The 17,555-nt window shown below is 36.6% G+C and carries 18 protein-coding genes; all 18 read right to left on the bottom strand.

Annotated features, from left to right (window positions below; genetic code table 11):
* Nucleotides 1–9 precede the first annotated feature (9 nt).
* On the bottom strand, nt 10–279 hold the full coding sequence (gene rpsO / locus AWW83_RS03770; RefSeq protein ID WP_092348727.1) for a 30S ribosomal protein S15: 270 nt from the start codon (nt 277–279) through the stop codon (nt 10–12).
* 19 nt (nt 280–298) lie between these two features.
* Nucleotides 299–1,258, bottom strand: a complete 960-nt coding sequence (locus tag AWW83_RS03765) for a bifunctional riboflavin kinase/FAD synthetase (protein WP_092348724.1) — start codon at nt 1,256–1,258, stop codon at nt 299–301.
* Nucleotides 1,227–1,937 (bottom strand): tRNA pseudouridine(55) synthase TruB, encoded by a 711-nt coding sequence (truB, locus tag AWW83_RS03760; protein WP_092348721.1) that lies wholly within the window; start codon nt 1,935–1,937, stop codon nt 1,227–1,229. The genes AWW83_RS03765 and truB overlap by 32 nt, the downstream gene beginning before the upstream one ends.
* Nucleotides 1,906–2,301, bottom strand: a complete 396-nt coding sequence (gene rbfA, locus AWW83_RS03755) for a 30S ribosome-binding factor RbfA (protein WP_092348718.1) — start codon at nt 2,299–2,301, stop codon at nt 1,906–1,908. The genes truB and rbfA overlap by 32 nt, the downstream gene beginning before the upstream one ends.
* A 31-nt stretch (nt 2,302–2,332) precedes the next feature.
* Entirely contained in the window at nt 2,333–5,248 is a 2,916-nt protein-coding gene (gene infB / locus AWW83_RS10180; protein ID WP_092348715.1) for a translation initiation factor IF-2, read from the bottom strand.
* 6 nt (nt 5,249–5,254) lie between these two features.
* Entirely contained in the window at nt 5,255–6,541 is a 1,287-nt protein-coding gene (gene nusA, locus AWW83_RS03745; RefSeq protein WP_092348712.1) for a transcription termination factor NusA, read from the bottom strand.
* Between the two features lie 27 nt (nt 6,542–6,568).
* Nucleotides 6,569–7,042, bottom strand: a complete 474-nt coding sequence (locus AWW83_RS03740) for a ribosome maturation factor RimP (RefSeq protein WP_092348709.1) — start codon at nt 7,040–7,042, stop codon at nt 6,569–6,571.
* A gap of 253 nt (nt 7,043–7,295) precedes the next feature.
* A complete protein-coding gene (locus AWW83_RS03735; RefSeq protein WP_092348706.1) occupies nt 7,296–7,517 on the bottom strand; it encodes a hypothetical protein in 222 nt (73 codons plus the stop codon).
* A 99-nt stretch (nt 7,518–7,616) separates the two neighbouring features.
* Nucleotides 7,617–8,114, bottom strand: coding sequence for a hypothetical protein (locus AWW83_RS03730; RefSeq protein ID WP_092348703.1), 498 nt, complete (start codon nt 8,112–8,114; stop codon nt 7,617–7,619).
* Between the two features lie 110 nt (nt 8,115–8,224).
* Complete coding sequence (locus AWW83_RS03725; RefSeq protein ID WP_092348700.1) at nt 8,225–9,646, bottom strand: sensor histidine kinase; 1,422 nt, start codon at nt 9,644–9,646, stop codon at nt 8,225–8,227.
* Nucleotides 9,647–9,650: 4 nt separating this feature from the next.
* On the bottom strand, nt 9,651–10,322 hold the full coding sequence (locus AWW83_RS03720) for a heavy metal response regulator transcription factor (protein WP_092348697.1): 672 nt from the start codon (nt 10,320–10,322) through the stop codon (nt 9,651–9,653).
* Nucleotides 10,323–10,341: 19 nt separating this feature from the next.
* Entirely contained in the window at nt 10,342–11,097 is a 756-nt protein-coding gene (locus tag AWW83_RS03715; RefSeq protein WP_092348695.1) for a potassium channel family protein, read from the bottom strand.
* Nucleotides 11,098–11,505 carry a hypothetical protein gene (locus tag AWW83_RS03710; protein ID WP_092348692.1) on the bottom strand — a complete coding sequence of 136 codons (408 nt, stop codon included), beginning with the start codon at nt 11,503–11,505 and terminating at the stop codon, nt 11,098–11,100.
* Between the two features lie 82 nt (nt 11,506–11,587).
* Nucleotides 11,588–13,294 (bottom strand): gamma-glutamyltransferase, encoded by a 1,707-nt coding sequence (gene ggt, locus AWW83_RS03705; RefSeq protein WP_092348690.1) that lies wholly within the window; start codon nt 13,292–13,294, stop codon nt 11,588–11,590.
* 45 nt (nt 13,295–13,339) lie between these two features.
* Nucleotides 13,340–14,911, bottom strand: a complete 1,572-nt coding sequence (locus tag AWW83_RS03700; RefSeq protein ID WP_143713880.1) for an aldehyde dehydrogenase family protein — start codon at nt 14,909–14,911, stop codon at nt 13,340–13,342.
* Nucleotides 14,912–14,923: 12 nt separating this feature from the next.
* Nucleotides 14,924–15,691 (bottom strand): ABC transporter ATP-binding protein, encoded by a 768-nt coding sequence (locus AWW83_RS03695; RefSeq protein ID WP_159421099.1) that lies wholly within the window; start codon nt 15,689–15,691, stop codon nt 14,924–14,926.
* 2 nt (nt 15,692–15,693) lie between these two features.
* Nucleotides 15,694–16,458, bottom strand: a complete 765-nt coding sequence (locus AWW83_RS03690; protein ID WP_092348681.1) for an RsmE family RNA methyltransferase — start codon at nt 16,456–16,458, stop codon at nt 15,694–15,696.
* 30 nt (nt 16,459–16,488) lie between these two features.
* Nucleotides 16,489–17,487, bottom strand: coding sequence for a hypothetical protein (locus AWW83_RS03685; RefSeq protein ID WP_092348678.1), 999 nt, complete (start codon nt 17,485–17,487; stop codon nt 16,489–16,491).
* Between the last annotated feature and the right edge of the window lie 68 nt (nt 17,488–17,555).

Raw genomic sequence — 17,555 nt, 5'->3', positions numbered from 1 at the left:
CTTAATTTTTTATTTTCTTAAATCAAGTTCCTCAAGAATTTTTTTGTAACTCTCATAATTTGTTCTCTCAAGATACCTTAAAAGCCGTCTCCTCTTTCCTATCATCTTTATCAATCCCATCCTTGAATGTTTATCCTTTGGATGCTTCTCAAAATGCTCCGCAAGTTGGTTAATTCTTGCTGTAAGAATTGCAATTTGAACTTCTGGTGAACCAGTGTCTTTTTCGTGTTTTCCGTATTTTTTAATAAGTTCCTTTTTCTGTTCGCTCGTCAATGGCATATCTCCCGATTTTTTTGTTTTACTTATTTAAAATTTCCTCTTTTTTAAACTCCTTTTCAAGGATCTCAAAGGCTCTCTCCTTATCTATCTTGATTTGTTCAACAAGCTCCTTTGGAGACGAAAATTTCATCTCATCCCGCAACCTGTCTATAAATTCAACTTTGATATGTTTGAAATAAATCTCCTCATCAAAATCAAATATGTTCACTTCCATAACTCTTTCGCTATCAAGCTCAAATGTCGGTCTATATCCGATGTTCATAACGCCATAATAATTTTTTCTGTCAATTGTAACCCTTACGACATAAACTCCATTTTTAGGAATCAATTTTCTCCTTGAATTTGGCTCAATGTTCGCAGTTGGTATTCCAAGTTCTTTACCACGACCGCTTCCTCGGACGACAACTCCATTTATAAAATAATATCTTCCGAGCAATTTTGATGCAAGTTTTACATCGCCGTTGTTTAAAATGCTTCTCACTTTTGAACTGCTGACAGGTATATTCTCAACAAGAAGTTGCGGGACAATCTCAACATCAAACCCATATCTTTCACCAAACTCTTTCAACTTCTCTGGATTCCCTTCACGATTTTTTCCGAAAGCATGATTATAACCAACTATAACTTTTCTCAATCCAATTTTTTCAAGCATCACATCTTTGCAAAATTCTTCAGCAGTGATATTTGAAAATTCAAGCGTGAAATTTACAACAAAGACAATATCAAGGTCATACTCTTTCAAAAGTTCAATTCTTTCATCAATTGTTGTCAAAATTTGAAATTTCTCTCTCGGTCGGAGAATCTCCTGCGGATGTGGATCAAATGTAACAAGTAAAGTTCTTGCGCCTGTTTTCTTCTTTTCTTCTTCCATTCGTTTCAAAATTTCACGATGTGCTATATGAACTCCATCAAACACACCAACTGTCACAACTGAATTTGAATCTTTGTTAATTTTCCGTATGTTTCGCACTATCCCCATCTTTTCTCTCGGTTGAAATTTTCCTTAATTCATCAATTGTTAAAGCATCTTCTAACTTGTAACCTCCAATTCTTGTTCTGACAAGCGATTTCAAATAAGCACCACAACCAAGTTTCTGTCCAAAGTCATGGACAAGCGTTCTCACATAAGTTCCCTTTGAACATCTAACACGAAAGCGAACTTCTGGAAGTTTAACTTCAAGAATTTGAAAGTCAAAAATTTTAACTTTTTTCGGCTTTCTTTCAATCTCAATGCCTTTGCGAGCAAGTTTATAAAGTGGTTTCCCTTTATACTTAACTGCGGAATACATCGGCGGAATTTGCTCAATTTCCCCGATGAAATACTTAACATTATCTCTTATGATCTCCTCAGTGATGCCATCAATTGGCTTTCGCTCAATTATTTCGGTTTCGGGATCGTGGCTTGGCGTTATCGCTCCAAGTTCCATAATTCCTTCGTATTCTTTATCAAGTTCGGTAATCTTTGAAAGTTCCTTCGTTTTCTTTCCCGTTGCAATTATCAAAAGTCCTTCAGCAAACGGGTCAAGCGTTCCAGCGTGACCTGCTTTTTTTACCTTAAACCATCGCTTTATTTTATCAACAACTTTATAAGATGTCCAACCAGCGGGTTTATTTACAAGTATGATTTCACCCTGCCTTATCCTCTGAGCCAGTGTCATCACCTTTTCTGTTGTTCTTTTCCCTATCTTCAATTTGCTTTAAAAGAGCATTTATCCTGTCAACATGTTCAAGCGTATCATCAAGATAGAATTCAATTTCAGGAACAAATCTCAAACTCAATCTTGAACCAAGCCGTTGTCTAATTGTTTTTTTCAGCGATTCAATTTTTCTCATTGTGTTTTGTTGTGTGACTTTATCTCCGTAAATGCTGATGTAAATTTTGGCATACCTTAAATCTGGGCTTACCCTCACATTTGTAACAGTCCAGAACCCAACGCTTTCGTGTTCAAGAACTTTTGAAATTATATCTGAAACTTCCTCTTTGATCAAAGAAGCGACTCGCTCCGCTCTTATCGTGCTCATTTTTTAACCCTCGCTTTAAGTTCAAAGAAATTTACTGCTTTTTCACCTCTTCAAGTTTTCTTTTCACTTCAAGGATGTTAAACGCTTCAATTATATCGCCAACTTTTATATCGTTATAATTTTCAAGTGCAATTCCACATTCAAGTCCTGCTTCAACTTCTTTGACATCATCTTTAAATCTTTTAAGCGATGCAATTTTACCTTCATAAATCACAATTCCATTTCTGATCAATCTTACATAAGCATTTCTTGGAATTTTACCTTCGGTTACAAAGCAACCCGCAACAGTTCCAACTTTTGAAATTTTGAATGTTTCTCTGACTTCAGCCGTCCCGAGAAATTCTTCTCTTTTTTCTGGCTCAAGCATACCTTCAAGCGCCTTCTTGACATCTTCAATCACATTGTAAATTATGTTGTAAAGTCGTATTTCAACATTTTCGCTTTCTGCAAGTTTCTTCGCACTTGAAGTTGGTCTGACATTAAAGCCAATGATTATTGCTCCAGAAGCTTGAGCAAGCAAAACATCAGATTCACTTATTGCACCAACTGCTTTATGTATTATTCTCACTTTAACTTCATCAGTTGAAAGTTTCATCAAAGAATCGCTCAAAGCTTCAACCGAGCCATTGACATCCGCTTTGATGATAACGGGTAACTCTTTAACCTTGCCTTCTTTAATTTGTTCAGATAGTTTGCTAAGTGAAATAGCTCTTAATTGTCTGAATGTCTGTTCTCTTTTTAGTTGTGCTCTTTTGTTTGCGATTTCTCTTGCCTTCTTTTCATCTTCAACGACGACAAATGAATCACCTGCCTCCGGAAGTTCATCAAATCCTATAACCTGCACCGGGGTTGATGGTTTTGCAATTTCAACTCTATTTCCTCTTTCATCAAACATACCTCTTACCCTCCCGAATGTCGTTCCAGCAACGAATGGATCGCCAATTTTCAATGTTCCATTTTGAACGAGAACCGTTCCAACCGGACCACGTCCTTTGTCAAGTTTTGATTCAATTACAACACCGCGAGCTCTCTTCTTTGGATTTGCTTTAAGGTCCATAAGTTCAGCTTCAAGGAGAATTTTTTCAAGCAACAGATCAACATTTTTTCCGTATTTTGCAGAAATTTCAACGCATTGATATTTTCCACCCCAATCTTCAACCAAAATTCCACGCTCTGCAAGTTGCTGTTTAATTTTGTCCGGATTTGCTTCTGGTTTGTCTATTTTATTTATCGCGACGATAATCGGGACATTAGCTGCAAGGGCGTGGTTTATCGCTTCAACTGTTTGTGGCATAACCGCATCGTCAGCAGCAACAACAAGGACAACTATATCCGTCACTTGCGCACCGCGAGCTCTCATTGCGGTGAATGCTTCGTGCCCGGGCGTGTCAATAAATGTAATTTGCTTCCCATTCGGAAGTGTAACTTGATAAGCACCTATGTGCTGAGTTATCCCACCAGCTTCACCAGCGACGATGTTACTCTGTCTTATGTAATCAAGAAGCGTCGTTTTACCGTGATCAACATGCCCCATAATCGTGACAACCGGTGGTCTTGGCTCAAGGTCCTCAGGACGATCAGGCTCTTCTTCAATTAAATCCTCAAGATATTCTTCTGCTCTCTCAACTTCAAATCCATAATCACTTGCAATTAAAGTTATCGTGTCAAAATCAAGGCGTTGATTTATTGAGACAACAAGCCCAAGACCGAGACATTTTTTGATTATCTCACTTGCTGGAACACCAAGTAAATTTGCAAGTTCATTAACAGTGATAAACTCCGCAACTTTTATCTTTCTTTTCTCTCGTTCAAGTTGCTCTATTTTCCTTTCTTCTTTTTCCTGTCTTTCTTTCTTCTTTCGTTTTTTGATTATCTCCCTGAAATCAGGTCCTGCATCTTCCATTTCAGCAAGCGTTTGATCAATTCGCCTGCGTATTTCTTCTTCGTCAATTTCAATTCTGCGTTTGCTCTTTTTCAAAGGTTTCTTTATTTCAATATCTTCAATTTCAACAACCTTGCGCTTCTTTTCTTCTTTTTCTTTCGCCTGTTTCTTCTTTCTCGTCTCTTCTTTCAGGGCTTCTACATCAGGTGAATGAACAACGCCTTCAACGACTGGCTCTTCTTTCTTTCTGGGTTTCTCCTTTTCAAATCTTCCCTCTCCTTTTCTCCTTCTAAATTTATCTTTTCTCCTATCTCTTTCCCTCCTTCGTTCCTCCTCCCGTTCAAACCTTTTTCTCTTCTCATCTCTATCTTTTTTGAAATGCTTATCCTTAAAATCAACATAAACCATCCCCTCCGGTTTGCCAGGTCTGCCTGTATCAACTACACCTTCAACGGGCTCAACTTTTTGTCCCTCTACCTGAACGATCGGCTCCTCTATTTTTTCTGTTGCCTGTGAGATAGGTTCAGTTACACTTTCAACTTTTTCCTCAGCTTGGCTTACTTCAGGAACTTTCTCAACTGCAGGCGCTGGCGTTTCAATTTTTTCTTCAATTACAGATGACTCTGTCTCAATGGGTGTTTCTTTAACGGGTTTTTCTATTGCAACATCAACAGGTTGTTCAACTTTTTCTTCAAACTCTTTGATGACGGTTTCAACTTCTTGTTTTATTTCCTCTGTCAAATTAGTTTCCTCAACTGTGACTTCTTGTGTAATTTCCTCCTGTTTCTGTTCAACAATTTCAGTGCTAACTTCTGGTTCTGCAACTTGTTGTGGTGTCTCGCTCGGTATTTGTTCAACCTCCTTCATTACAAGTTCTTTTTTCTTCCTTTGTCGCTCGGCTAATTCACGTTCGTGTTTATAATGCCTGTTTATGACTTCAAGCATTTTATCATCAACTGGCGACATATGGCTTTTCACATCAAATCCCTGCTTTTGCAAAAAGCTCACAAGCTCATCCGACGATATATTTAATTCCTTCGCTATGTTATAAACTCTTTTTGCCATGATCTTTTACCTTGAAGCTTTTCTTATTATGTTTCTCAAACGTTTTATTTTTTTATCGTCAACCCCTTGCAATCCAGAAAGAATTGACTTTATATTTTCATCTGAAAGAGCAAGATAATCTCTGTTCGTCTCAATTCCTGCATCTTTCAAACGTTGATAAATTTCCTCACCAATTTGATCTTTCAAATCCGACAAGCGAACAATTCGCTGAACATCTTTTTTCTCTCCTTCGGTTGAAACTATTTCAATATCATACTCCGTCAGCTCAGATGCAAGTTTTACATTTATTCCATCAGTCCCAACAGCTGCTGAAACTTCCTCAGGCGGGACATAAACTATTGCTCTTCTCTTCTCTCTATCTATCTCAACTCCTTTCGGTTTCGCCGGTTGCAATGCTCTTGCGACGAATATAGCCGGGTCATCGCTGTATGCTATGACATCTATGTTTTCGTTGTTAAGTTCTTTAACAATTGAATGAATTCTTACGCCTTTCATTCCGACGCACGCTCCAACAGGATCAACTCTTTCATCAGTTGAAGCAACCGCAACCTTTGATTTTTTGCCCGGAATCCGAGCAACATTCTTTATGACCACAACACCATCATAAACCTCCGGAATCTCAAGCTCAAAAAGTTTAACAAGAAATTGTGGATCAGCTCTTGAAACAATTATTTGAGGATTTCCACCGCCTCTGCGTTCGTCCCTTGGATTTGGTGGTTTAACATCTTTTACAAGAACTCTCAAACTTTCATTCTTCCTGTATTTCTCGTCGGGTATCATCTCGCTTCTTGGCAAAATAAGCTCATTTTTATTGTGCATCAAAAAAACTACCTCAGGTTTACCATCTTTGCCAGTGTAAATTTGATAAACTTCACCAATTAAAATTTCACCCTTATGCTGTTCATATTCCCTCATAATTGAATCACGTTCAAACTCGCTCAATCTCTGAATAAAAAGCTGCTTCGCCTGCGAAATCAATCTTAAACCAAAATCTTTCAATTCAATTTTTTCAACAAATTTTTCGCCAAGTTCAAGCGTTGGGTCTACTTCCTTAGCCTTCTCAAGCGAAACTTGTCTCAAAGGATCTTTAACAACATCAACTATATCTTTCATAAGGTAAATTTCAATGTCTCCTCTTTCCATATTGACGATTATATCAAATTCAGCATCATCTCCATATTTTTTCTTAACGAGCGTTCTAAAGACATCTTCAAGGATAAAAGCAATTTTATCTTTTTCAATTTTTTTCTCCTTTGCAAGTTGCGTGAATGCTTCAACTATTTCGCGATTCATACTCCGGGTTTTTTAATTTTGATTTTATTACCACACAATTTCAGTTTTTGCTTCAATTATTTGCTCGTAGGTCAAAACAATCGGATCTTTTTCGCTTTTAATCTCAATTTTAACTTTTTCGTCATCAGCATAAACAAGTTTTCCCATAATTTCAATCACTTGACCCGAACTTTGGTCAATATATTTTACACGCAGAAATCTTCCTGTGTTTGTTAAGTATTGTCTTTTAACTTTAAAAGGCACACCAACACCCGGGGAAGAAACCTCAAGCCGGTATCTTCCAGGTATCGGGTCATAAAAGTCAAGTGCATCTGAAATTTGCCTGCTTATCTCCTCACATTTTTTCACAGTTATCCCGTCATCTGTATCAACAAAAATTTCAAGCGTAAGATTTCGCCCTATACCTTTGAAATTGATATCAACCAGGTAAGCTCCAGCGCCTTCAATTATCGGCACAACTATTTCTCTGATTTTTGACTTTAACTCATCAAAATTTATCATAACTCAAAAAAAATAGTGGGTTTCCCGAAGCTGGGTCCCTTTTGGGGAAAACCCACCATTGAGGATTTAGTTTTTTAAAAATATAAAAAAAGCCATTTGAAATTCCAAATTTCACCCTGCCCTTTTAACAGGTATGCCCCTCAGCGCCGGTGAGTTCAAGTTGTGAAAGCGTGAAAAGTATAACCATACAAATGTAGCACCTCCGTTTTTTACAAAAAACCCCGACCGCCATTGGGTCGGGGCTTACATCAGATTAATTGCCGGGCTTCGGCTCTTTTTCTTTCTTTTCCTTCTTCACCTTTTTCGCCTTCTTTGCTTCTTTCTTCACCGCCTTCTTAGCCGTATCCGCCTCGGCTTTCTTTTCCTGAGTTACTGCCGGCTTCTGGGGTTGCGCCTGCTGTTGCGTCTGCTGTGAGAATACAGCAACATTTAACCCCAAAATTAACGCAACCGCGATGAGAATTAAACGCTTCATTTTTAAATCCAAATTTTGTTTTTGAAATTTATTTTTGCACTTTAATATACAAACCCAACATTAACACAAGATGAAAATAAAATTAAACTTTTTTCATCTTTATTGATACGGCTCACATCCACAATCTGCGAAAAAGAAATGACATTGACATTTCGGCTTTGTTCCAGAAGGACAGGTGATTCTGCAAGAAGTTAACAAACAATCAGCCCCACAACCTGGAACTTCTGCAGGCAATACTTCCTTGCTTTTAACCGGAGTTAAAGATGATAAAGCAAAATTTAATAACTCCTTCATCTCAAGCGTATCTAACTTTGAAAGTTCGGAATTAAAAATCTTCAACCAATAAGCATATTTTTCCAAGTTTCCTGTTTTAGCAAAATTAAAAGTTTCACGAATTGATTGGATAAAACTCGTTTTATCTTTAAACAAAGCGTTTGTTTGGAGCCAGTTTATCAACCTTTCAAAATTTCTCTCATGTTCAGGCAAAACGATAATCTCAGGTTTTGACTGTTTAGATTTTGTGCTCTCCCCCTGACAAAATGCGAGAAAATTAAAAATGGTAATAAAAGCAACTGCGATGAGAATTAAACGCTTCATTTTTAAACCCAAATTTTGTTTTTGAAATTTATTTTTGCACTTTAATATACAAAATCAAACTTTTTTTTCATCTCTTTACGCCCTATTGCATTAAATCGCATCTTGAGGTTTTATTTTTCAACACTCGGCAAAATAACTTTAAACTTACTCCCCTGTCCGAGTTTACTTTCAACTTCTATTTTACCATTGTGCGATTCCACTATCCATTTTGCTATAGAAAGACCAAGTCCAACGCCACCTCTACTTCTTGCTTTATCAACACGATAAAATCTCTCAAATATCAAATTTATCTCTTCATCTGGAATCCCGATGCCCGTATCACTTATTGATACCTCAACAAATCCATTTTTATTTTCAACTGAAATTAAAACTTCACCACCGATTTTGTTATACTTTATAGCGTTGTCAATCAAATTTAAAAACAACTGCTTTAACCTCATCTCATCCCCGCTTACAACTGCTTTTTCAAGTTTTCCAACTTTGATTTTAACTCCACTTCCCTCGGCAAGAACTGCAACATCATCAAGTAAATCTTTAAGTAACACATCAAGTTCAATTTCTTTGAAGTCAAATTTAATCTGCCCGACATCTGATTTGTAAAGTGTTAACAAATCATCAACCATATTTGAAAGTCGCACAACCTCATCAAGTATATTAACAAGTGTCTTCTTCAACTCGTTTGCTCTCTTATTTCCAGAAAGAGCAAGTTCAATTTCACCACGAATTATCGTCAAAGGAGTTTTAAATTCGTGAGATACATCTGCGGAAAATTGTTTCATTCGCTCAAATGATTTTTCAAGCCGATCAATCATATCGTTCAATGTCTTTATCAAGCGTGCGATTTCATCGTTTGATCTTGGTTCTGGAATTCGTCTGCTTAAATTTCCAGCGGTTATTTCTCTTGCGGTTTTAACAATATCATCAACTGGTTTTAATGAACGACCAGCCAGAAAAATTCCACCAACAATTGAGATCAAAAGAGCAACTGGGATTAACAAAACGAGAATTCTAAATAGATTCGCCAATGCGTGGTCTATTTCATCTATTGGATATGCAACTCCAAGTTGAAGATATTCGGACTTTAAAACAGCCAATCTAATTTTGTGCGAATTAAATTTATCAACAGTAAAAAGGAAAATTTGATTCGTCTCTTTAACCGAATCAAGCGGTAAATCAAGTTGCCCCAAACTTAACGATCTGTAAATTTCTTTGCCATTTTTATCTCTGATTTGAATAAATTGTTTCTTTGCGCTCAAAAGCGAATGCTCATAAATCATATCCCAAATTTCATCTTCAAGCGTTGAATCCGCCACTTGTTCTTCTTCAAGTTCGTTTGCCATAATCTCAAAATTTGAAATCTTCGGCTCAACCGCATCTTTTATCCATTTTATCTCCGATTTCAACGAATTATCAAGCCCATCAAGGAGATTTTTCCTCATATAGAAATAAGCAAGCGCCCCATAAATCGCAAGAGAAAAAAGCAAAGCAAGAGAGTATAAAATTGAAAGTTTTAATTTGATTGAACTTAACATATTCTCAATCCTCTTTAATTACATAACCAACGCCACGAATTGTGCGAATTAACTTCTTGGGGAAACCCTCATCAATTTTCTTTCTCAATCTTCTCACATAAACATCAATTATATTTGAACCAGTGTCAAAGTGATAATCCCAAATGTGTTCTGCTATCATCGTTCTGGTTAAAACTCTGCCTTTGTTTCGCATCATATATTCAAGCAAAGCAAATTCTCGTGCGGTTAATTCAATTATCTTATCCCCACGCTTTGCGATGTGTTTAACTGTGTCAAGTTCAAGGTCAGCAATTTTTATAATGTTTGATTTTTCAGGCGAAGCCCTTCTCAAAAGAGACCTTACCCTCGCAAGAAGTTCAGCAAAAGCAAATGGTTTTGTGAGATAATCGTCAGCCCCACTGTTTAAACCTTCAACTTTATCATCAATTGAACCTCTTGCAGTCAAAATTAAAACAGGAGTGTTAATTTTATTTGCCCTTATACTTCTTAAAACATCAAGTCCGTTTTTCTTTGGGAGAAGTATGTCAAGAATTATCAAATCATATTCCGATGTCAAAGCCATAAATTCACCGCTTTCACCATCATAAGCGACATCAACTGTGAAATGTTCCTCTTCAAGCCCTCGTTTTATGAAACTTGCGACTTTTTTCTCGTCTTCAACTAAAAGTATCTTCATAACCCCAAGATTTTTTATTTTACAACTCCTTCAACTTCTCATATCTTGAAATTATCCTTCCGACAACCATTCCTCCCTCATATTCTGGCACAACCACTTCATCTGCTCCAGCACCTCTCATCGCCTCCGCATATCTTAAATTTCCAGCCCTTGAGATAATTTTTATGTTTGGATTCAACATTTTTGCAGTTATAGTTATGTAAAGATTGTCAGCATCGTTATCAATCAATGTGCAAATAAACTTTGCCCTTTCAATTCCAGCACTTATCAAAACACTTCTTCTCCTCGCATCACCCTGAATTGCGTTGATTCCTTCTCTCAAAAGTTCTTTAACAATGCTTTCGTTTGTCTCAACAAGAACAAATGGAAGTTTCAATTTAACAAGTTCATCAACGACCGTTCTTCCAACCTGACCATAGCCAATGATTATATAGTGATCTTTAAGTTTTGAAATTGCCACTTCACTCATACGCTTCCTCCAAAGTATTTTTAATTCCCCACTGAATATATTCACGAGAATTCTTTCAATGAACCAGACTTGAAAAAAGAAGATTCCGACATAAACGACAAAAGCAAATAACTTCGTCAAATCCTTTCTATGTTCAGAAATTGCGTGCGGATGCGTTATCCAGAAAAAAGCATCAACCCAAGATATGTCTTTTTCAAGATTTTTATATACGACCATTGAAACAGCGAAAAACAAAACAAGAAAAATCAAAGGTGGCAAAATTGCAATGAAAATAAAGCGAAAAATTTTGAAAAGATTTTGAAGCATTTACATCAAACCATATTTTTTCAAAATATCAGCGAGACGTTGATCTCCAAGTGCATATTCACGAAGCGCCCTCACAACATTTGTAAGATTCCATTTTCTATCAACCTCTTCAATCACTTCCTGCTTTGCCCTGTAAATTGCGGTTCGCCTGTCCCATATCGCAAAACCAATCGCAGCAATCATAATTGCAGTAAAAATTCCAGAAATTATCCATAAAAATGTCATAAAATGATCAATCTTGCGGTTTAAATCATCAATTCTTTTGTCAATCTGCTCAAATCTTTTATCCACCTGTTGCATAAAAGTGTTAAGCGTGGCTTCCAATCTTTCAAGCCGTAATTCTATTGACCTCAATCTGTCTGTTTCCTTTTCAACTTGTCCGTAAAGATGGTGGTTTTGAAAAAGCAAAACGAAAATGAAAAAAAATCTTGAACCTCATAACTTGCCTCGCTTTAATTTTTAATAAATTTAATCAAACTTCCGAAATTGCTCAATACCCCATTGCAAGTCCATATCCACGTGGATCAGCAGCGCCATATTTAACACCGTTTTCATCAATCAAAATTGCTTGAACTTCACCCTGAAATCCATGCCTTTCAACAAGTTTATGCCCCCGCTTTTTCAAATTTTCAATTACATCAAAAACCAATCCCCGCCTTTCATAATAAATTTCATCTGGATACCACTGATGATGTATCCGTGGCGCATCAACTGCTTCTTGAATATTCATTCCAAAATCAACTACATTTAAAATCACCTGCAAAACTGATGTTATAATTGTTGAACCACCTGGAGAGCCGAGAACAAGGAACGGCTTACCATTTTTTAAAACTATTGTCGGCGTCATTGAACTTAACATTCTTTTCCCAGGTTGAATTGAATTTGCTTCGCTTCCAAGCAATCCAAATTGATTTGGTGCGCCTGGCTTTGCGCTGAAATCGTCCATCTCATTATTCAAAAAGAACCCCGCACCATCAACAACAACCATTGAGCCGAAATAACTGTTAATTGTCGTCGTAACCGCAACAACATTTCCCCATTTATCAACGATGGAATAATGAGTTGTATGCACTCCCTCGGGAGATGGTGAAACAGAGCGAATAATTTTTGAACTCGGCGTAGCATATAAAGTGTCAATTTCATCTGCGATTTCCTTTGCATATTCTTTTGAAAGAAGTTTTTCAATCGGAATTTGAACAAAGTCAGGATCCCCAAGGTATTCCGCTCTATCAGCATAAACTCGTTTCATCGCTTCAACTAAATAATGAATTGTTTGAGACGAGCCAAAACCATATTTTTTCAAATCAAAATTTTCAAGTATGTTCAAAAGTTCAATCAAACAAACTCCCCCAGAACTTGGCGGACCCATTGATATAATTTCATAACCACGATAATTTCCGACAACAGGTTTCCTTATCACCGGCTGATAATTTTCAAGGTCTTCATAAGTTATCAATCCTCCACCTCTTTTCATTTCAGAAACGATTAAATCCGCAACCATGCCCTTGTAAAATCCATCCCTTCCTTTGTCTCTTATCAACTTTAAAACCTTAGCAAGATCTTTCTGCACAAGTTTATCGCCCGCTTTGTATGGTTCGCCATTCTTTGAAAAGTATTTCATCGTGCTTGGAAATTTTTTAAAATGCTCAAAAGCATTTCTAAAAGCATTAGCAAGTCCCTCATTTACGATAAAACCTTTTTCAGCAAGTTCAATCGCCGGATTTAAAACCTCTTTTCTTGACATTGTTCCATATTTTTCAAGTGCAAGGAGCAAACCTGCAACAGAGCCCGGAACACCAACGGAAAGATGCCCAATTTGACTTTTCTCTGGGACGAAATTTCCTTTTTCATCAAGGAACATATCTCTATGTGCCTTTAACGGTGCTTTCTCTCTGTAATCAATTGTAACAGTTTCACCATTTGCCATTCTTATCACCATAAATCCACCACCGCCAATGTTTCCAGCCTGCGGATAGGTCACCGCAAGTGCAAATCCAACTGCAACAGCTGCATCAACCGCATTTCCACCCTTTTTTAAAATTTCCACGCCAACTTTCGTCGCAAGCGAATCAGAAGAGACAACCATACCGTTAAATGCCTTTACGGGTTTTCTTGATGCAGATTCAAGCTCTGAAAGATTTAAAATCTGAACTGCAAAAAGAGAAAAAATTAAAAACAACAAGGATAACTTTCTCATTTTTGAACCGAAGTTTGTTTTTGATAATTCAAAAGATATGCGAGTTTAAATTTTGCTTTTCTCTTTCCTAAATAAATTTGGGACAAGAAAAAGGGATGATTTTAACCTTTGAAACAGGGATGGTGAATAAAGGAAAGAAATTGCATCTTTTATCGTCACAAGAAGTTTTTCATCATACCCGAACCACCACAGCCGATAAGGCGAAACAAAGTCAAAACTTTCAAACTTAACATTTACCATATCATAAATTCCAAATTCAGAATGAACTCTGCCGAAACCGCTTGACTTAACACCGCCACACGGTGCTTTCGCATCACCGTAATGAACAACACACTCATTTACAAGAACAGAACCTGATTTTATCTTTTCAACTATTCTCTTTGCTCTCTTTTTGTCTTTCGTCCATACGCTTGCTGAAAGTCCATATTCACTTGAATTAGCCATTTCAATAACTTCATCCTCATCTTTAAACTTAACAATTGGAAGAACAGGTCCGAATGTTTCCTCCCTCATAAGAAGCATTGAGTTATCAACATCTGTTATCACCGTTGGCTCAAAGAAATAACCTTTTAATTCATTTCCGTTTTTATCTTTCGGATAAATTCTTTTCCCACCTGTTAAAATTTTTGCTCCTTTTGAGATTGCATCTTCAATTTGCTTTTCAATTATCATCAATTGTCTTTCGTTATTTATAGGACCAATTTCAACATCTGGGTCAAGTCCGTTGCCAATTTTAAGATTCTTTGTTTTTTCAACAACTTTTTCAACGAAGTCATCAAAAATTTTCTCCTGAACATAGCAAATTTCAACCGAGACGCATGTTTGTCCAGCGTTTGCAAAAGCACCCCAGACCGCAGAACTTGACACAAGATCAATATCAACATCATCAAAAACAATCATCGGATCTTTTCCACCAAGTTCAAGCGTCACAGGTATTGGCTTTTTACCAGCATTTTGCATTATTATTCTGCCCGTCTTTGTGCTTCCGGTAAACGAAATTTTATCAATGTGCGAATTAACAAGCGCTTCCCCTACATCGCCGAAACCAACCACAATGTTAAAAACTCCATCTGGAAAACCTGCTTCTTTGAAAATTTCATAAATTTTCAACCCAATCAAACTTGTATATTCCGATGGTTTGAAAATCACGCAATTGCCCGCAACAAGAGCAGAAATTATCGGAGCAATTGGAAGAAGCAAGGGATAATTCCACGGTGAAATAACCGCAACAACTCCAAGTGGTTCAAAATGAATATAGTTTCGTTTTAACCAGAACAATGGAATTTGAGAGCGAACTTTTCTCGGCTTTAAAATTTTCCTCGCATTTTTAATGTGAAACTCAAAAAGATCAAGCGTTGGGAAAATCTCCATTGAATATGATTCAAGGATTGGCTTTCCATTTTCAAGCGTTATCAACTTTGCAATTTCATCTTTTTCTCTGTAAAGAATATCTCTTGCATCTTTCAAAAGTTTCAATCTCTCGTCAATTGTCGTCGCTGACCATTTTCTGAAAACTTCTTGTGCCTTTTTTGAAATTTCAAAAACTTCTTCAACAGGCGTTGTGTCAATTTCAGCCAAAACCTCAAGCGTTGCTGGGTTTACTGATTTTAACTTCATTGCATCTCTCACCTATGTTTTTATGCTCAAAACCGAACCGAGCAATTTTTTTGTATATTCGTGGCTCGGTTCATAAAATATCTTTTCAATCGCACCTTTTTCAACTATTTTTCCAGAATACATAACGAAAGCCCTGTTTGCGATTCTTCTCGCAACTCCGATGTCGTGCGTAATAAATAAAACAGTCAATTTAAACTCCTCTTTCAAAACCTTTAAAAGTTCAATTATCTGAACCTGAACTGATACATCAAGCGAAGAAACAATTTCATCACAAATTAAAAACTCTGGCTGTAAAGAAATTGCCCTTACAATTGCACAACGCTGGAGTTGTCCCCCGCTCAATTGCGATGGATATTTTTTAAGTGTATCAGGATGAAGAGCAACAACCCTCATAAGTTGAACAACATAATCCTCAACAAGATTATCTTCAACAACTTTATGAAATTTGATCGCTTCAAAAATTTGATTCCCGATTTTGTAAATCGGATTAAATGTCGTAAATGGATCTTGAAAAATCATTTGCATTTTCTTTCGCATAGCCCTCAAATTAGATTTGTCAAGTTTAGTTATATCAATTCCATTGAAAAATATCTCACCTTCATCAGGTTCAATTATTCTCAAAATCAATTTCCCAAGCGTTGATTTCCCACTTCCCGATTCACCGACTAAAGCGCAAATTTCACGCTCATTTATTTCAATATCAACTCCATCAACCGCCTTTATAATCCTGTTTCCAGTGCGAAAATACTTCTTTAAATTATTTGCTCTTATCTTCTCCAAACTTATAAATTTTTTGTTTCCGAAATGAAAAACTGGGATATAACTCCTGCGGAAACAATGCTTGATGTTTCAGAGCGTAATCTTCTGCAACCAAGCGAGACAACATCAAAGCCTGATTCAACTGCTTTTTCAATCTCTTCATCTGTAAAGCCACCTTCTGGACCAATTGCAAGAAGAATTGAGCCAACATTTTTCAAATTTTTCAGATAATCATACAAAAGAACTCTGTTTAAAGATTTAACTTCGCTTTCGTGAAAAATAATTTTTTTCTCGTATTTTTCCAACGAAATAAACTCTTCAAACACAACTGGCTCAAAAAGTTCGGGTATAAACGCACGATTTGATTGTTTGCACGCCGAAAGAATTATCTTTCGCCACCTCTCTATTTTATTTGGTGAAATATCTTTTGGATTTTTTGAAACAATAACTCTTTCCGTGAGAACTGGAATTATTTGCCTAACTCCAATTTCGGTCAATTTTTCAAGTGCGAACTCAAATCTCTCTGGATTTTTCAAAAGCGCCTGCCCAACCGCAATTTCAACATTTAACTCGCCTCTCATAAAATTTTCCTCAATTATCTCGCACTCCGCATTATCTTTTGTTATCTTCGTAATCCTCGCCGTGTAAATTTTTCCAGTTCCATCAAAAAGATAAATTAATTCACCCACTTTTTTACGCAATACCCTGACAAGGTGATGGAATTCCTCACCATTTACAAATGCCCGATTCTTCTTTACATTTTTCGGCTCAATGAAAAAACTTTCCATCTAAAGTTTTTCTTTTGTTGCAAAATCAAATCAAAATTTCACCTGAATCATAAACACAATCTCGTCATTTTTAATATCAACTACTTCCTCAATTTTTCTGACATAGTTAAATCTAAAAACCAAATACTCCATCACTTTGGAATAAACTCCAAATGTCAACCATTTACTTTCTCCAGCCAAATTAATGTTGCTATCCCAGAGATCATATTTCAGAACTGGCTCAAAATAGTCAAAAATTTTGTAACTGAGTTGAAGATAATATCCCAACTTTTTGATGTTATCATCCTTTCCACCTATAAACTCGCCTCTAAAATGTAAATTTTTATTTACAAAATGACCGTCAAAACCAAATCCGTATCTTATCTTTTTCGCTATCCCCATCCTCCCATTTGAGCCATTTAAATAGCCAGCGTTGATTGTTAATTCATTTCCACTTGAAATTTTAAGATCATAACTTGCAAATGCAGTTAAATCTTTCTTCGTGTCGGAGTCGTCCATGTTTCTTGTGTAATCAATTGTCTCAAAAACTGTCCCTGCATTTTTATAAACGACCTCACCATTCCACACGCCAAGAGCGAAGCGAAAATTTTCCAAACCGGTATAAGAAACTTCAACTCCACGGTCTCTATCCGCAACAAGAGCAGAAACTACCTGAGAACGATAAACTGTCCTCCGATCGCTTGAAGATTCTTTCCTCTCAATTGACCAGTAATACTTAAACTGACCTGCTTTGATTTCTAATCCTTTTAACCCCGGGATCGGATCAAAAATCTCAATAAAATAATCTTTTAAAAATTTGTTAAAATCCATCTCTTTAAGCCCGACCTGAAGCTCTAATCTGATTTGTTTGGCGAGCGAACTGCTAAATCTCAAATTGATTGTCCCCGGAATAAATGTCTCTTTTCTTACATTTTTAAATTCAACGAGATAAGAATACTGGAAAAAGCCGTTGATTTTAGTTTGAGAAATTGAAATTGCGCTTGCAATCAACAGAGCAAGAAGATTGCACATTACTTTTGAGGGTTTCATTTAAAACTCAATTTTTATCTTAAATTTAACTTCACAAAATCTCTTTATCAAGCGAAGTCGCTCTTGAT

The organism is Candidatus Chryseopegocella kryptomonas, from assembly GCF_001536065.1.
GTDB lineage: Bacteria > Bacteroidota > Ignavibacteria > Kryptoniales > Kryptoniaceae > Kryptonium > Kryptonium kryptomonas.
This window is presented reverse-complemented; position numbering and strand designations above follow the sequence as displayed.

Coding starts and splice junctions, on each gene's coding strand:
- ggt (WP_092348690.1), bottom strand. CDS start 13,294: ATGAGAAAGTTATCCTTGTTGTTTTTAATTTTTTCTCTTTTTGCAGTT.
- AWW83_RS03700 (WP_143713880.1), bottom strand. CDS start 14,911: ATGAAGTTAAAATCAGTAAACCCAGCAACGCTTGAGGTTTTGGCTGAA.
- truB (WP_092348721.1), bottom strand. CDS start 1,937: ATGACACTGGCTCAGAGGATAAGGCAGGGTGAAATCATACTTGTAAAT.
- AWW83_RS03765 (WP_092348724.1), bottom strand. CDS start 1,258: ATGGGGATAGTGCGAAACATACGGAAAATTAACAAAGATTCAAATTCA.
- AWW83_RS03735 (WP_092348706.1), bottom strand. CDS start 7,517: ATGAAGCGTTTAATTCTCATCGCGGTTGCGTTAATTTTGGGGTTAAAT.
- AWW83_RS03730 (WP_092348703.1), bottom strand. CDS start 8,114: ATGAAGCGTTTAATTCTCATCGCAGTTGCTTTTATTACCATTTTTAAT.
- rbfA (WP_092348718.1), bottom strand. CDS start 2,301: ATGAGCACGATAAGAGCGGAGCGAGTCGCTTCTTTGATCAAAGAGGAA.
- AWW83_RS03715 (WP_092348695.1), bottom strand. CDS start 11,097: ATGCTTCAAAATCTTTTCAAAATTTTTCGCTTTATTTTCATTGCAATT.
- rpsO (WP_092348727.1), bottom strand. CDS start 279: ATGCCATTGACGAGCGAACAGAAAAAGGAACTTATTAAAAAATACGGA.
- infB (WP_092348715.1), bottom strand. CDS start 5,248: ATGGCAAAAAGAGTTTATAACATAGCGAAGGAATTAAATATATCGTCG.
- AWW83_RS03740 (WP_092348709.1), bottom strand. CDS start 7,042: ATGATAAATTTTGATGAGTTAAAGTCAAAAATCAGAGAAATAGTTGTG.
- nusA (WP_092348712.1), bottom strand. CDS start 6,541: ATGAATCGCGAAATAGTTGAAGCATTCACGCAACTTGCAAAGGAGAAA.
- AWW83_RS03685 (WP_092348678.1), bottom strand. CDS start 17,487: ATGAAACCCTCAAAAGTAATGTGCAATCTTCTTGCTCTGTTGATTGCA.
- AWW83_RS03690 (WP_092348681.1), bottom strand. CDS start 16,458: ATGGAAAGTTTTTTCATTGAGCCGAAAAATGTAAAGAAGAATCGGGCA.
- AWW83_RS03720 (WP_092348697.1), bottom strand. CDS start 10,322: ATGAAGATACTTTTAGTTGAAGACGAGAAAAAAGTCGCAAGTTTCATA.
- AWW83_RS03725 (WP_092348700.1), bottom strand. CDS start 9,646: ATGTTAAGTTCAATCAAATTAAAACTTTCAATTTTATACTCTCTTGCT.